This window comes from Qipengyuania sp. Mu-71 (assembly GCF_036867055.1).
Lineage (GTDB): Bacteria > Pseudomonadota > Alphaproteobacteria > Sphingomonadales > Sphingomonadaceae > Qipengyuania > Qipengyuania profunda.
The window spans coordinates 19,770-34,111 of record NZ_JBAJHR010000001.1; the positions used below are offsets into that span (position 1 = coordinate 19,770).

The window sequence follows — 14,342 nt, forward strand, 5'->3', positions numbered from 1 at the left end:
TCCCTTTTCTGGCAATCACCGGGCAATCACGCAAGCGGAAAAAGGGGCGAAATGGAGGCAATTCTAGCGTAAGGTGAACCTGCTAAGTACATTGTTTTACAATGATTTCGTACTTTAGCGTCGTCTGAATCGAAAGTACCAGACTTCGTGGTTATAAACCGTGCGCGCCTTGTGCTCGTAGCGCGTTTCGGGCCAGCCAGGGGGACGGTTCTGCCAGCTTGCCGGACCATCGACGACCCATTCGAACTCGTCGGTAAAACGGCGCATCACCATCAGCGCGTGGCGCAGATAGACCGCGTGATCGGTGCCGAAGCGAAACTCGCCGCCGGGCTTCAGCTTGTCGGCGATCATTCGCACCGGCCCATCGTTCATCATCCGCCGCTTGGCATGCTTGTTCTTGGGCCAGGGATCGGGGTGGAGCAGATAGACCATCGTCAGCGCGCCATCGGGTACGCGGCGCAGCACCTCCAGCGCGTCGCCATGCTGGATGCGGACATTGGCCAGCGTGCGGTCGCGCACATGGGTCAGCGCCTGCGCCACGCCGTTGACGAAGGGCTCGGCGCCGATGAAGCCATGGTCGGGCAGCATGTCGGCGCGCTCGGCCATGTGCTCGCCGCCGCCAAAGCCGATTTCGAAATGCAGCGGGCGATCGAAGCCGAACAGGCGTTCGGCTGTCACCGGGCCTTCCGCGGGCACTGCGATCTGGGGCAGCAATTTATCGACCAGTTCCTGCTGCGACGCGCGCAGCGGCTTGCCCTGGCTGCGGCCGTACAGCCGGTTGAGGGTGGTGGGGTCGCCTTCTTTAAACGCGCTCATGGCGCGGGCGCCTACAAGCCTACCCCCACGCCGTCCAGATGCCGTAGGCGCTGGTCACGCTCAGCGCGATGCCGACAAGGACCAGCATCAGCTTGGGGCTGAAATGCTTGGCCGCCATAGCGCCGAAGGGCGCGGCAGTGATCCCGCCGATGATCAGGCCCAGCGTCGCGCCCGCGATATGCGAGATGCCGAGGTGATAGATGAAGCTCGCCGAAATGGTCAGCGTGAGGAAGAACTCGACCGAATTGACCGTGCCCACGACCTTGCGCGGTTCGGCCCCCTGGACCAGCAGGTTGGAGGTCACCACCGGCCCCCAGCCTCCGCCCCCTGCCGCATCGAGGAAGCCGCCGACCAGCCCCAGCGGCGCGACATGCTTCGCTTGGCGCAGCTTGGGCGGGTAGAGCAGGCCGCGGATCAGCAGCCACACGCCGATCCCGGCGAGATAGATCAGTACGAAGGGTTTGATCGTATCGCCGTCGATCGAGGTGATCAGATAGGTCCCCAGCAGGCCCCCGATCACGCCGGGGACCAGCAGGCGGAAGAACAGCCCTTTGTCGATATTGCCATGCAGCAGATGGCTGATGCCCGACGTCGCAGTGGTGAAACATTCGACCAGATGCACGCGCTGCGAGGCGAGCGCGGGAGGCACGCCAAGCAGACCGACCATCAGCGTATTGGTGATGACCCCAAAGGCCATCCCCAGTGCGCCGTCGACCATTTGTGCTGCAAAACCGATCAGGATGAATGGGACGATGGGCCCCAGATCGAAACCGAACACCTCCATTGCGGGGGCGGGCCTTTCGCTGTTGATACCAGCGGCATCTACAGCGATTCGCAAAACCGCGCGAGATAGAAAATCTCTGCCGGTCTCGGGGGGTTGAAGCGGGCTCCCGCCTGCGGCTAGGCAGCGCGCCATGGACGGACTTCTCGACCGCTACGCCGACCTCGCACTGTGGCTCCAGTCGCTGATCGCCCTCGCCGGCCTGGTGGTGGTGGCGCTGGCAGTGAACTGGCTGATCAAGCGCGTGCTGCTGCGCGCCGCAGCGCCCTATCTCGACCGGCGCAGCGATACTGCCGATCGCGCGGTGGCATGGCTGGCGACGGTTATCCCGCTGCTGGTGGTGTCGCGCGGGATCGATTGGGTCCCCAACCTGCCGCCCGAACTGGTCACGGTCACGGTCAATGTCGTGCGCGCGTTGATCGTGCTGTCGGTGGCGATGGCGATCAGCGGGGCGCTCGATTACGCCAACGAGCTTTATGCGCGCCGCCCCGAAGCGCGCAGCCGCCCGATCAAGGGCTATATCCAGGTGGTCAAGATCGCGATGTTCTGCGGCGCGGCGATCCTGATGATCGCGGTGCTGATCGAACAGTCGCCGCTGCTGCTGCTGTCGGGGCTGGGCGCGATGGCGGCGGTCCTGCTGCTGGTGTTCAAGGACACCATCCTCAGCCTCGTCGCCAGCGTCCAGCTGACCAGCAACGACATGCTGCGCGTCGGCGACTGGATCGAAATGCCGAGCATGGATGCCGATGGCGATGTCATCGATATCGCGCTGCACACGGTGAAGGTGCAGAATTTCGATAAGACCATCACCACCATCCCGACGCACAAGCTGATTGCCGACAGCTTCCGTAACTGGCGCGGGATGAGCGACAGCGGCGGCCGGCGGATCAAGCGGGCGCTGGTGCTCGACCAGAATTCGGTCCGGTTCCTGGGTGAAGACGAGGTCGCGGGGCTCAAGCGGTTCCGCCTGCTCGAGAAGTATCTGGAGCGCAAGCAGGACGAGATCGCCGAATGGAACCGCCATGAACTGGCGAGCGATTCGGATGCCATCAACGCCCGCCGGATCACCAATATCGGCACGCTGCGCGCCTATGTGATCGCCTACCTGCAAAGCCACCCGCGGATTGCGGACGAGGGCTTCACGCTGATGGTGCGCCAGCTACCGCCCAGTCCGCAGGGCCTGCCGCTCGAAATCTACTGCTTTGCGAACACGATCGACTGGGCCGAATACGAGGCGATCCAGGCCGATATCTTCGACCACATGCTGGCGATCCTGCCCGAGTTCGGGCTGCGCGTGTTCCAGCAGCCGAGCGGTCTGGATTTGCAGGGCCTGGCCACGCCAGGGTGACGCGCAGCGACCCGGTCGTCACCGCCGATTCATCTGCCTGATCTGTCCCGCATAAGCGAAACGCCCGGTAGCCGAAGCTCCGGGCGTCGCTTGCTATCCCGTCCAGGGCAGCTGGATCAGGCCGCTTCGGCCTCTTCGTTCGGGTCGCGCAGCACATAGCCACGGCCCCAGACGGTCTCGATGTAGTTCTCGCCGCCGCAAGCATGGCTGAGCTTCTTGCGCAGCTTGCAGATGAAGACGTCGATGATCTTGAGTTCGGGTTCGTCCATTCCGCCATACAGGTGGTTGAGGAACATTTCCTTGGTCAGCGTGGTGCCCTTACGCAAGCTGAGCAGCTCGAGCATCGCATATTCCTTGCCGGTCAGGTGGACGCGGGCGCCATCGACTTCGACGGTCTTGGCGTCGAGGTTCACCGCCAGCTTGCCGGTGCGGATGATCGACTGGCTGTGGCCCTTCGAACGGCGCACCACGGCGTGGATGCGGGCGACCAGTTCCTCGCGGTGGAAGGGCTTGGTCACGTAATCGTCGGCGCCGAAGCCGAAGCTGCGGATCTTGCTGTCCATTTCGGCAATGCCCGAGAGGATCAGGACCGGGGTCTGCACCTTGGCGACGCGTAGCTTCTTGAGCACATCATAGCCATGCATATCGGGCAGGTTCAGGTCGAGCAGGATGATATCGTAATCATACAGCTTGCCCAGATCCAGGCCTTCCTCGCCGAGGTCGGTCGAGTAGACATTGAACCCTTCGGTCGTGAGCATGAGCTCGATCGCCTTGGCGGTTGTCGGCTCGTCTTCGATCAGCAGTACACGCATGGGAACTCCCCTGTCTGGCCCCTAGTGTCTCGCGGTAACTCCCGGGTAAGAGGAGTTGCCATGTATTAACCACACAACATCTGAATGGAAAAGGTTAACGCGAGGTAAAGGCCGTTAACTTTTTCTGCAGGGATCGTGGAAAATCAAATCGCTGCGAGCTTTTTCTGGCGCCGTCGCTGCGCGCTCGAGCCGATGCCGATGGCCTCGCGATACTTGGCCACGGTGCGCCGCGCGAGGTCGAAGCCCTCTTGCTTGAGCAGATCGGCGAGCTTCTGGTCGGACAGGACCTTCTTTGGATCCTCGCCGTCGCACAGCGTCTTGATATGCGCCTTGATCGCTTCGGAGGACGCGCCTTCGCCGTCCGCCGCCGACACCCCGCTGGAGAAGAAATACTTCAGTTCGAAGGTGCCGCGCGGGCAGGCGAGATATTTGTTGCTGGTAACGCGGCTGACCGTGCTTTCGTGCATCTCGATCTGTTCGGCGACCTCGCGCAGCGTGAGCGGACGCATGGCGGTCACGCCTTCGCGGAAGAAGCCTTCCTGCTTCTTGACGATTTCGGCGGCGGTCTTGAGGATCGTCTTCTGGCGCTGGTCGAGCGCGCGGATCAGCCAGTCGGCCTCGCCCAATTGTTCGTTGAGCCAGCTGTGCGAGGCCTTGTCGCGCGTGCCGGTCTTGAGCTCGAGATAATAGTCGCGGTTGACCACCAGCCGCGGCAGGCTCGCTTCATTGAGGCGGATATCCCAGCCATCCGCGCTTGGTGTGATCAGCACATCGGGCACGATGGCTGATTCGGCGCTGCCGCCGAAGGCCAGCCCCGGCTTGGGGTCGTAGCCGCGCAATTCGCCGAGCATGTCGGCAAAATCCTCGTCGTCGACTTCGCACATCCGTTTGAGCCGCGCGATATCGCCCGTCACGACCAGATCGAGATTGTCGATCAGACGCGCCATGCACGGATCGTAGCGATCCGCCTCCTGCGCCTGCAGCGCGAGGCACTCGGCCAGCGAACGCGCACCCACGCCGGTCGGGTCGAGCGATTGCACGGTGGCCAGCGCCCTCTCGGCCTCGGCCAGCGGGACCCCCATTTCCTCGGCAATCAGCCGCAACTCGCCGAGCAGATAGCCGGCTTCGTCGAGATCGCCGATGATGCGCTGCGCGACCAGCGCCTCGCGATTGTCATGCGCCACCGCGCCAACCTGGTTGGACAGATGTTCGGCCAGCGTCGGCCCGTTGGCGGAGCGGTTTTCGAGATCGGGCAGCTCGGCGCTGCCGCTACCGATATCGCCGCGGCTCCAGTCGCCCATGTCGCCGGGCGCAGCTTCGGGGTCGATCGCGTGGTCGGCGATATCGAGCGCGTTATCGCCATCGAAATCGGGCGCGCTGTCATGTTCCTGGGGTTCGGGGGCGCTATCCTCGCCCGCTTCGCGCTGGACTTCGCCCATTTCCAGCAGAGGGTTCGACTCCAGCGCGTCGCCGACGAAGGTCTCGATTTCCAGATTGGACAGCGCCAGCAGCTTGATCGCCTGCTGCAGCTGCGGCGTCATCACCAGCGACTGGGTTTGCCGCAGATCGAGGCGCGGACCCAGCGCCATTGATCAGTTCCCCGTGACTGTCGGCATCACAGTGTGAAACTCTCGCCCAGATAGAGGCGGCGCACGTTCTCGTCGGCGACCAGCGCTTCGGGCGTCCCGGCGAACAGCACCTGCCCGCCATAGATGATGCAGGCGCGGTCGACGATCTCGAGCGTTTCGCGGACATTGTGGTCGGTGATCAGCACGCCGATCCCGCGCGTGCGCAGATCCTTGACGAGGTCGCGGATGTCGCTGATCGACAGCGGATCGATCCCCGCAAAGGGTTCGTCGAGCAGCATGATCGAAGGCTTGGCGGCAAGCGCGCGGGCAATCTCGCAGCGGCGGCGTTCGCCCCCCGACAGTGCCATCGCCGGGCTCGCGCGCAGGCGGGTAAGGCCGAATTCACCGAGCAGGCGCTCCAGCTCCGCGGCGCGCGTGTCCTTGTCGGGCTCGACCATTTCGAGCACGCAATTGATGTTCTGCTCGACCGTCATGCCGCGAAAGATGCTGGTTTCCTGCGGCAGATAGCCCAGCCCCAGGATCGCGCGGCGGTACATCGGCAGATTGGTGACATCCTCGCCATCCATCAGGATGCGTCCGGCATCAGGGCGCACCAGCCCCATGATCGAATAGAAGCAGGTGGTCTTGCCCGCGCCATTGGGGCCGAGGAGGCCGAGCACTTCGCCCTTGCCCACCGACAACGAGATATCGGTCAGGACTGCACGCTTGTCATAGCTCTTGGCGATCGAAATCACCTCGAGCCCGCCCTGCGGGATCGGCGGGGCGGCATCGTGCAGCGCAGCGTGGTCCGGGTCGGTTGCGATATCGGCCATGCGCGGCGACATAGCATGCCAACTGCGCGTGAAAACCCCGCAGGCACGCCTTTTCGTTAAACTGGCAGGATTTGTGCATGGGCGGCAGTCGATGCGGGCCTGTGCCGCAAAAGGACGCCGCGTATCGCAATTACGCAGGATTGCTTGCCACACGGAAGCAATTTTGAAACAATACGATTCGGGTTGGAGAGAGCAAGGAGAGACGCGTTGAACAAGGCGCTCCGGGAAAACGATATCGTCAGCGGTCCGATGACCGAACGCAGGCGCGACTGGCGCAAGGCCATGAGCGACAATGTCGCGCTCGCGCTGCTGGTCTATACCGGCCTCCAGATCTTCATGACTGTGGGGGCGATGAAACAGGGCGTTTCCTCCATCGTGCCCTATCTCGCGCTGGTCATCCTGGTCGCCGGGATTATCCCCGCCTGTCGCTGGTTCGAACGCCGCTGGTCCGATCTGTCGGACGACGAAGCCGCCGACCTCGCGCTCAAGCCCGCCTTCCGCCGCGACCAGATCATGCTGTGGGTGCTGGCGATCGGGCTTCCGGTCGTTCTTACGCTCATCTTCAAGCTGATCTTTTCCTGACCGGCCGGGCGGTTGCCAGCCGGCGGCGCGGGGCCTACCTCGCGCGCATGACTGCCCACTCCCGGACCCTGCCATGATCACTTCCGACGCGGCGCTTGCCCGCTGCCAGGACCTCGTCGATCTCGCGCGCCAGATGGGCGCGGATGAAGCCGATGCGGTTGCCCGTGCCTCCTCTTCCGAAAGCGTCAGCGTCAGGCTCGGCGCGCTGGAAGAGGTCGAACGCTCCGAAAGCGAGGAGATCGGTCTGCGCGTCTTCGTCGGCCGCCGCTCCGCCTCGATCAACACCAGCGATTTCGCCCCCGAGGGGCTGAGGACGCTGGCGCAGCGTGCAGTCGAAATGGCGCGGCTCGCCCCCGAGGACCCCTACGGCGGGCTGGTACCGCGCGAGGCGCTGTTCAGCGGTGACGGTCCCGATCTCGATCTGTCCGATGGCGGCGAACTGTCACCCGGCGAATTGCGCGAGGCCGCGCTGGCGACCGAGGACGCCGCGCGGGCGGTGGCCGGCGTGACCAACTCCAACGGCGGCAGCGCGTCCAGTTCGCGCTCGGTTTTCGCATTGGTCACCAGCAATGGCTTTGCGCGCGGCCATGCGGGCGGGGCGCACACGCTTTCGGCCAGCGTCGTCGCGGGCGAGGGCGGGGACAAGCAGACCGATTACGCCTATCGCACCCAGCGCCATCGCAGCGATCTGCCCGATCCTGCGGGGATCGGCCGCGAGGCGGGCGAGCGCGCGGTGCGCAAGGTCGGACCCGGCTCGATTCCCTCCGCCAAAATGCCCGTGGTGTTCGACCCGCGCGTGGGCGGCGGGATCCTCGGTCATCTGCTCGGCGCAATGGCTGCCCCCTCGATTGCGCGCAAGGCGAGCTTCCTGATCGGCCGCGAGCAGGACCAGCTGTTCGACTGCGCGCTGCGGATCGTCGAGGACCCGCACCGCTTGCGCGGCCTGCGCTCGCGCCATTACGACGGCGAAGGCACGGCAAGCGTGCCGCGCGCGCTGGTCGAGGAAGGCCGCATCACCGGCTGGCTGACCAATGTGGCCAGCGCGGCGCAGCTCGATCTCGGCCTGACCGGCCATGCCAGCCGCGGCGGCGGCGGCGCGCCGGGGATTGCGCCGGGCAATGTCTATATGGAAGCGGGCGGCCCCAGCGTCGCCGAGCTGATCGCCGATATCGAGGACGGCGTCTTCGTCACCGACCTGTTCGGCCAGGGCGTCAACCTCGTCACCGGCGATTACAGCCGCGGCGCCAGCGGGCTGCGCATCCGCAATGGCGAGCTGGCGGGGCCGGTGGCCGAGATCACCATTGCGGGCACGCTGCCCGATATGTTCCGTGCGCTGGTGCCTGCCGGCGACCTCGAGCTGCAACGCGGGATCGACGTGCCGACCTTGCGCATCGACGGCATGTCGGTGGCGGGCCAGTGAGGGCTCTGCTCGCCGCGCTTGCCCTGCTGTGGGCGATGCCGCTGGCGGCGCAGCTTGAAACCACCGCCGAACCTGCCGCGACCCCAACCCCGGTCCAGACCATCGCCGCGACGCAGGATGCGGGCGACGACGAGCGCATTGCCGAGCGGATTTCCGGCATTTTCGCCGAACTGCCCGCCTTCGCAGCGGTCGAGGTCGCGGTCAGCGAAGGTGTGGTCTCGCTTACGGGCACCGTGCCCAAACCCGGCGATATCGCCCGCGCCGAGGCCATCGTGAACCGCGTCACGGGCGTGGTGACGGTCGAGAACGGGCTCGAGCGCGACCTGTCGCTGTCTGCCGACAGCGCGGGCATTTCGAGCCTCGCCGAACGCTGGAACTCCTTCGTTCGCATGCTGCCGCTGATCGCCGCGGCGCTGGGCGTGTGGCTGGTCATCGCCGCGATAGGCTATCTGATCGCGGGGCTCGGCCGGTTGTGGAAGCGCGTCGCGCCGAACAATTTCCTCGCCGAACTGATCGCCAGCGCGATCCGTTTCGTGTTCGTGGTCGGCGGGCTGGTGGTGGCGCTCGACATGATCGGCGCGACCGCGCTGCTGGGTGCGGTGCTTGGCGGGGCGGGGGTGGTCGGCATCGCGCTCGGCTTCGCCATGCGCGACACGATCGAGAACTACGTTGCCTCGCTCATGCTCAGCCTGCGCCAGCCCTTTCGCGCCAATGACTGGGTGCGGATCGACACTTTCGACGGCCGCGTGATCCGGCTGACCAGCCGCGCCACCGTGCTGATGACGCTCGACGGCAATCATTTGCGCATCCCCAACGGGCAGGTGTTCCGCGCGGTGATCCTCAACTACACGCGCAATCCGCAGCGCCGTTTCGAATTCGACCTTGGCGTCGATGCCGATGACGATGCCCGCGCGGCGCGCCAGCTGGGCCGCGATACGTTGGCCGGGCTCGAATTCGTGCTCGCCGATCCGCCGCCCGAGGCGCGGATCATGGAAGTCGGCGATTCCAATGTGGTGATCCGGTTCCTCGGCTGGATCGACCAGCGCGAGACCGATTGGTGGAAGGCGCAAAGCCAGGCGATCCCGGCGGTCAAGCAAGCGCTGGAAGATGCCGGATTCGGCCTGCCCGAGCCGATCTACCGGCTGCGTTTCGACCCGCGCTCGGCCAGCGTTCCCTTCGCCACCGAGGCCAGCGCCGTGGCCGATACGGCTGCGCCCGAAAAGCCGCGTCCCGTCCAGACCATCGCCGCCGCGCAAGCCGACGAGGACGTGCGCCCCTCCGACGAGATCGCCGCCATGGTCGAGGAAGAACGCCGGACCGGAGGGGAGCAGGAAACCGACCTGCTCGACCCCTCCCGCCCGGTCGAATAACTGTTACTTCGCGGCGTTGTACCGCTCGATGCTTTCGAGCACGATGTCGCGCGCTTCGGCGGCATCGCCCCAATTGCCGATCCGCACCCATTTCTCGCTTTCGAGATCCTTGTAGTGGGTGAAGAAGTGCTCGATCTGCTGGAAGATGATGCTCGGCAGATCCTTCGTTTCGGCGATGTCCGAATAATAGGGGAAGGTCGTGTCCACGGGCACACAGATCAGCTTCTCGTCGCCGCCATGCTCGTCTTCGAGGTTGAGCACGCCGATCGGGCGGGTGCGCACCACGCAGCCGGGGACGAAGGACGACCGCGCAATGACCAGCGCGTCGAGCGGATCGCCATCGGGGCTGAGCGTGTGCGGGACAAAGCCGTAATTGGCCGGATAGCGCATCGGTGTGTGCAGGATACGGTCGACGAACAGCGCGCCCGAATCCTTGTCGAATTCGTATTTCACCGGTTCGCCGCCGGTGGGGACTTCGATGATGACGTTGAGGCTTTCGGGCGGATTGTCGCCCGTGGGGATCATGTCGATGCGCATTGTGTGTCTTCTCTCTTTGCGGTCAGCCCCTCTCCCGGAAAGACTTCGCGGCGCCGATAGCGGCTTGTGAAGCATTGCGGAAGGGGGACGATGGCCCTAATCGCGCGCACCATGGCAAAGACACCCCAGGCAATCCGCGGCACGCAGGACATTTTCGGCGCCGACGCCGAGGCATTCGCATTCGTGGTCGAAACTTTCGAGCGCGTGCGCAAGCTCTATCGCTTCCGCCGCGTCGAAATGCCCGTGTTCGAAAAGACCGAAGTATTCAGCCGCGCGATCGGCGAGACGACCGACGTGGTCAGCAAGGAAATGTATTCCTTCGACGATCGCGGCGGCGAAAGCCTGACGCTGCGCCCAGAATTCACTGCCGGCATCGCGCGCGCCTTCCTGTCGAACGGGTGGCAGCAGCACGCGCCGGTCAAGCTGGCGACGCACGGCCCGTTGTTCCGTTACGAACGCCCGCAGAAAGGGCGCTATCGCCAGTTCCACCAGATCGATGCGGAAATCATCGGCGCGGGTGAACCGCAGGCCGATGTCGAACTGCTCGCCATGGCCGACCAGCTGCTCAAGGAACTCGGCGTCACCGGCGTGACGCTGCATCTCAATACGCTGGGCGATGGCGACAGCCGCGAGGCTTGGCGCGCCGCGCTGGTCGAGTATTTTCGCGCGGTGAAGGATGAATTGTCGGAGGATTCGCAGGAGCGGCTCGAGAAGAACCCGCTGCGCATTCTCGACAGCAAGGACCGCCGCGACCGCGCCTTCGTCGCCGATGCGCCCAAGATCGACCAGTTCCTGTCCGATGATGCGCGCGCCTTCTTCGACGCGGTCACCAGCGGGCTGGATGCGGCAGGGGTCAAGTGGCAGCGCGCCGAAAGCCTCGTGCGCGGGCTCGACTATTATCGCCACACCGCGTTCGAATTCATTCCCGACGAGGGCAGCGAAGCTGCGGGCAAGCTCGGCAGCCAGAGTACGATCCTGGGCGGCGGCCGCTATGACGGGCTGATGGAAAGCCTCGGCGGCGCGCCCACCCCCGCGGTCGGCTGGGCCGCGGGGATCGAACGGCTGGCGATGCTGGTGGGGGCCCTTCCAAGCGAAACACCGGACCTTTGGTTTATCCAAGATAATCCCGATTCTGGTGACTTAGCTCGGGAGTTGCTCGCGGTCGTCCGACGCGAGGGCATTTGGTCTGAAATGGCCTTAAGTGGATCGATAAAAAAGCAATTCGATAAGGTCAAAAAGGACTTGGCCGCAGTGCGTGTCGTAGCTGTTCAAACTGATCCTGACGAAAACATCATTGGTCGCATTCGACTTCGTGATATTTGGCACGAAGCTCCTCCGGTGCGAAAGCGACTGAAGGAAGCACTCGCAAAATATTACGTCATAGACGACGATGACGGAACGCGGGTCATTTCGATAATCCAACGCAAAAAATGACCATCCCTGCCGAACGCCTCGACCAGATTGCCCATCGCTTCGCCGAGCTCGAGGCGCGGATGGCGTCGGGCCAGCTCGTGGGCGACGCTTTCGTCCAGGCCAGCCGCGACTATGCCGAGCTCGAGCCGGTGGCGAAGGTCGCCGCCGAAGTACGGGCGGCGCGCGAGGAAGTCGCCAGTCTCGAGGAGATGCTTGCCGATCCGGAGATGAAGGCGATGGCCGAGGAGGAGCTGGCCGAGCTGCGCCAGCGCCTGCCCGAGGCCGAACGCGAACTGGCCATCGCCATGCTCCCCCGCGACACCGCCGATGCCAAGCCCGCTATGCTCGAAATCCGCGCGGGCACCGGCGGCGACGAGGCGGCGCTGTTCGCGGGCGATCTCTATCGCATGTACGAACGCTTCGCGGCCGAGCAGGGATGGAAAGTCGAACCGGTCAGCATGAGCGCGTCCGAGGTCGGCGGCTTCAAGGAAGTCGTCGCCAATATTGCCGGCACGGGCGTGTTTGCGCGGCTCAAGTTCGAAAGCGGGGTCCATCGCGTCCAGCGTGTGCCCGAAACCGAAAGCGGCGGGCGCATCCATACCAGCGCGGCAACCGTGGCCGTGCTGCCCGAACCCGACGAGGTCGATGTCCAGATCGATGCGGGCGATCTCAAGATCGATACCTACCGCGCCAGCGGGGCGGGCGGCCAGCACGTCAACACCACCGACAGTGCGATCCGCATCACCCATCTGCCGACCAACACCGTGGTCACCTGCCAGGATGGCCGCAGCCAGCACAAGAACCGCGAGAAAGCGATGCAGGTGCTGCGCGCGCGGCTGTTCGAACAGCAGCGCGAGGCGACCGAGGGCGCCGAGGCCGAAGCACGCAAGGCGATGGTCGGCTCGGGCGACCGGTCCGAACGCATCCGCACCTACAATTTCCCGCAAGGGCGCGTGACCGATCACCGGATCGGGCTGACGCTGCACAAGCTGCCCGAGATCCTCGCCGGGACCGGGCTGGGCGAACTGGTCGATGCGCTCATCGCCGAGGACGAAGCCAAGCGTCTTGCGGCGATGACCGAGTGAGCGACGGACAGGCCGTCGCCGATGCGCTGCGCGCTGCCGCGACCCGGCTTGGCGCAACCAGCCCGACCCCGCGGCTCGATGCCGAATTGCTCATGGCGCAGGCGCTTGGCGTCTCACGCTCGCATATGCTGCTGCAGCGCATGGGCGAAAGCGTCCCCGCCGGCTTCGACGATCTGCTCGACCGCCGTGCCGCGCATGAACCCGTCGCCTATATCCTCGGGCACCAGGAATTCTATGGCCGCAAATTCCGCGTCACCCGCGACACGCTGATCCCGCGCGCGGACAGCGAGGCTGTGGTCGAGGCCGCGCTTGAAGCGGCTACCGGGCCGAGCCGTGTGCTCGACATGGGCACCGGCACCGGCGCGCTGCTCCTGACCGTGCTTGCGGAACAGGGCGGCGAAGGGGTGGGCATCGACCGCAGCGCGGCTGCCATCGCGGTAGCGGCGGAAAACGCGGCCGCGATCGGCGTGTCGCAGCAGGTGCGTCTGCTGACCGCCGACTGGACCATGCCCGGCTGGAACGACGGGCTGGGCCAGTTCGGCCTGGTCCTGTGCAACCCGCCCTATGTTGAGGCGGATGCCGAGCTTGAGCCGGATGTGCGCGACTTCGAGCCGGCCTCCGCGCTTTTCGCCGGGCATGCCGGGCTTGACGATTATCGCGTGATCATTCCGCAGCTTGGCACGTTGCTGATGCCCGGCGGGGTCGCAGTACTCGAGATCGGGGCCACGCAGGACGCGGCAGTGAGCGCGCTTGCGCGCGAATCGGGCTTTGCTGTAACCCTGCGGCGCGATTTGGCGGGACGCCCGCGCGCGCTGGTCCTGCGATAAAAGACTTGGCAAAGTCGATTGGAACCCTTAATCGTGGCCACAGGCCTGCGGTGTACGGCTAACGCCACCCCGCCGGTTCCAGCTCCGACATTGCAGTTACGGTGCGCAGCCTACCGCTACGCATACCATGCACAAACCGGAGCACGCGAGCTGCGACAAGCGCAGGCGCGCAAGGGGTCACGCGGCCATTTGCGAACCGGATACGGTTCGCGCCGCGCTTTGTATGAGGACCAACTACCCTTGAACATGAATCGCAATAACCGTCGTCGTGGACGCGGTAACCGCAATCAGGGCGGCGCCAATTCGGCCAACCGCATCGACAGCCGCGCGCGCGGCAATGCCCCGCAGCTGCTCGACAAGTACAAGAAGCTTGCGCAGGACGCCCAGCACAATGGCGACCGCGTGCAGGCCGAATACTACCTGCAGTTCGCCGACCACTATCTGCGCGTGATCGCCGACAACAAGGCGCGCCAGGAAGAATCCAAGGGCAAGCGCGGCGACGATCGCGGCCAGAACCAGTTGGACGATGACGACGACGACGATGCCGGCGACGATCGCCGCAGCAACCGTCGTCCGCGCAGTCGCGGCGACGATCAGGAAGGCGGCAATCGTCAGCGGAGCCGCCGCGATGACCAGGATGACGGCAATCGCAAACCGCGGGCGCGCAAGCCGCGCACTGGCGATGATGGCGACGCCAATGATTTCGAATCCTCGGACAATCCCTTCACGCGCGAGGAAGAAAGCGAAGCGCCCAAGAAGCGCCGCGCTCCGCGCAAGGCGAAGAAGAACGAGGAAGGCACGCCCGGCAGCGAAGGCGAAATCGATGCGACGGTCCTGCCGCCCTCGATCGGCGCGAATGACGCCGATGGGGATGCCAAGCCCGCCCCGCGTCGGCGCAAGCGCAAGCAGGACGACGACAGCGAAGTGAGCGCGGTCGGCTGATCGCGCTT

The 14,342-nt window shown here is 65.0% G+C and carries 14 protein-coding genes; 8 read left to right on the plus strand and 6 right to left on the minus strand.

Translation table 11 applies throughout. The features are described from left to right. Positions 1-114 precede the first annotated feature (114 nt). Positions 115-816: a tRNA (guanine(46)-N(7))-methyltransferase TrmB gene (gene trmB, locus V6B15_RS00105; RefSeq protein ID WP_334199587.1), complete on the minus strand. Its 702-nt coding sequence runs from the start codon at positions 814-816 to the stop codon at positions 115-117. 19 nt (positions 817-835) lie between these two features. Next, on the minus strand, positions 836-1,600 hold the full coding sequence (locus tag V6B15_RS00110; RefSeq protein ID WP_253521699.1) for a sulfite exporter TauE/SafE family protein: 765 nt from the start codon (positions 1,598-1,600) through the stop codon (positions 836-838). 130 nt (positions 1,601-1,730) lie between these two features. On the opposite strand from V6B15_RS00110, the gene V6B15_RS00115 reads away from it, so the two are divergent. Beyond that, the gene (locus V6B15_RS00115) at positions 1,731-2,945 is read left to right on the plus strand and encodes a mechanosensitive ion channel family protein (protein WP_334199588.1); all 1,215 of its coding nucleotides are present in this window, start codon (positions 1,731-1,733) and stop codon (positions 2,943-2,945) included. Positions 2,946-3,061: 116 nt separating this feature from the next. Here V6B15_RS00115 and ctrA read toward each other — a convergent pair whose 3' ends face one another. The 3 genes from ctrA to lptB all read right to left on the minus strand — a co-directional run bounded on the left by ctrA (position 3,062) and on the right by lptB (position 6,158). Then, positions 3,062-3,757 carry a response regulator transcription factor CtrA gene (gene ctrA, locus V6B15_RS00120; RefSeq protein ID WP_142787809.1) on the minus strand — a complete coding sequence of 232 codons (696 nt, stop codon included), beginning with the start codon at positions 3,755-3,757 and terminating at the stop codon, positions 3,062-3,064. Positions 3,758-3,900: 143 nt separating this feature from the next. Then, positions 3,901-5,346: an RNA polymerase factor sigma-54 gene (gene rpoN / locus V6B15_RS00125; protein WP_334199589.1), complete on the minus strand. Its 1,446-nt coding sequence runs from the start codon at positions 5,344-5,346 to the stop codon at positions 3,901-3,903. A 26-nt stretch (positions 5,347-5,372) separates the two neighbouring features. Continuing rightward, on the minus strand, positions 5,373-6,158 hold the full coding sequence (gene lptB, locus V6B15_RS00130; protein ID WP_253521705.1) for an LPS export ABC transporter ATP-binding protein: 786 nt from the start codon (positions 6,156-6,158) through the stop codon (positions 5,373-5,375). A 207-nt stretch (positions 6,159-6,365) separates the two neighbouring features. Here lptB and V6B15_RS00135 point away from each other — a divergent pair, with 207 nt between their 5' ends. The 3 genes from V6B15_RS00135 (at position 6,366) to V6B15_RS00145 (ending at position 9,530) form a co-directional block, all read left to right on the plus strand. After that, complete coding sequence (locus tag V6B15_RS00135) at positions 6,366-6,740, plus strand: hypothetical protein (RefSeq protein ID WP_320181487.1); 375 nt, start codon at positions 6,366-6,368, stop codon at positions 6,738-6,740. A 73-nt stretch (positions 6,741-6,813) separates the two neighbouring features. After that, positions 6,814-8,160: a TldD/PmbA family protein gene (locus V6B15_RS00140; RefSeq protein ID WP_334199590.1), complete on the plus strand. Its 1,347-nt coding sequence runs from the start codon at positions 6,814-6,816 to the stop codon at positions 8,158-8,160. Further along, positions 8,157-9,530 carry a mechanosensitive ion channel family protein gene (locus tag V6B15_RS00145; protein ID WP_334199591.1) on the plus strand — a complete coding sequence of 458 codons (1,374 nt, stop codon included), beginning with the start codon at positions 8,157-8,159 and terminating at the stop codon, positions 9,528-9,530. The genes V6B15_RS00140 and V6B15_RS00145 overlap by 4 nt, the downstream gene beginning before the upstream one ends. A 3-nt stretch (positions 9,531-9,533) precedes the next feature. Here the strand turns inward: V6B15_RS00145 and ppa are convergent, their stop codons facing one another. After that, positions 9,534-10,067: an inorganic diphosphatase gene (gene ppa, locus V6B15_RS00150; RefSeq protein WP_253521712.1), complete on the minus strand. Its 534-nt coding sequence runs from the start codon at positions 10,065-10,067 to the stop codon at positions 9,534-9,536. A 111-nt stretch (positions 10,068-10,178) separates the two neighbouring features. Between ppa and hisS the strand changes: the two genes are divergently transcribed. From hisS to V6B15_RS00170, 4 genes are all read left to right on the plus strand, one after another. Next, on the plus strand, positions 10,179-11,501 hold the full coding sequence (gene hisS, locus V6B15_RS00155) for a histidine--tRNA ligase (protein WP_334199592.1): 1,323 nt from the start codon (positions 10,179-10,181) through the stop codon (positions 11,499-11,501). Beyond that, a complete protein-coding gene (gene prfA / locus V6B15_RS00160) occupies positions 11,498-12,565 on the plus strand; it encodes a peptide chain release factor 1 (RefSeq protein ID WP_334199593.1) in 1,068 nt (355 codons plus the stop codon). The genes hisS and prfA overlap by 4 nt, the downstream gene beginning before the upstream one ends. Continuing rightward, entirely contained in the window at positions 12,562-13,392 is an 831-nt protein-coding gene (prmC, locus tag V6B15_RS00165) for a peptide chain release factor N(5)-glutamine methyltransferase (RefSeq protein WP_334199594.1), read from the plus strand. Before prfA ends, prmC begins: the two co-directional genes overlap by 4 nt. 246 nt (positions 13,393-13,638) lie before the next feature. Continuing rightward, a complete protein-coding gene (locus V6B15_RS00170) occupies positions 13,639-14,334 on the plus strand; it encodes a DUF4167 domain-containing protein (RefSeq protein ID WP_334199595.1) in 696 nt (231 codons plus the stop codon). Positions 14,335-14,342 lie beyond the last annotated feature (8 nt).

Excerpts from the sequence above, each read along its gene's own strand:
- trmB (WP_334199587.1), bottom strand. The coding sequence starts at position 816 with ATGAGCGCGTTTAAAGAAGGCGACCCCACCACCCTCAACCGGCTGTAC.
- V6B15_RS00110 (WP_253521699.1), bottom strand. The coding sequence starts at position 1,600 with ATGGAGGTGTTCGGTTTCGATCTGGGGCCCATCGTCCCATTCATCCTG.
- V6B15_RS00115 (WP_334199588.1), top strand. The coding sequence starts at position 1,731 with ATGGACGGACTTCTCGACCGCTACGCCGACCTCGCACTGTGGCTCCAG.
- ctrA (WP_142787809.1), bottom strand. The coding sequence starts at position 3,757 with ATGCGTGTACTGCTGATCGAAGACGAGCCGACAACCGCCAAGGCGATC.
- rpoN (WP_334199589.1), bottom strand. The coding sequence starts at position 5,346 with ATGGCGCTGGGTCCGCGCCTCGATCTGCGGCAAACCCAGTCGCTGGTG.
- lptB (WP_253521705.1), bottom strand. The coding sequence starts at position 6,158 with ATGGCCGATATCGCAACCGACCCGGACCACGCTGCGCTGCACGATGCC.
- V6B15_RS00140 (WP_334199590.1), top strand. The coding sequence starts at position 6,814 with ATGATCACTTCCGACGCGGCGCTTGCCCGCTGCCAGGACCTCGTCGAT.
- ppa (WP_253521712.1), bottom strand. The coding sequence starts at position 10,067 with ATGCGCATCGACATGATCCCCACGGGCGACAATCCGCCCGAAAGCCTC.
- hisS (WP_334199592.1), top strand. The coding sequence starts at position 10,179 with ATGGCAAAGACACCCCAGGCAATCCGCGGCACGCAGGACATTTTCGGC.
- prfA (WP_334199593.1), top strand. The coding sequence starts at position 11,498 with ATGACCATCCCTGCCGAACGCCTCGACCAGATTGCCCATCGCTTCGCC.
- V6B15_RS00170 (WP_334199595.1), top strand. The coding sequence starts at position 13,639 with ATGAATCGCAATAACCGTCGTCGTGGACGCGGTAACCGCAATCAGGGC.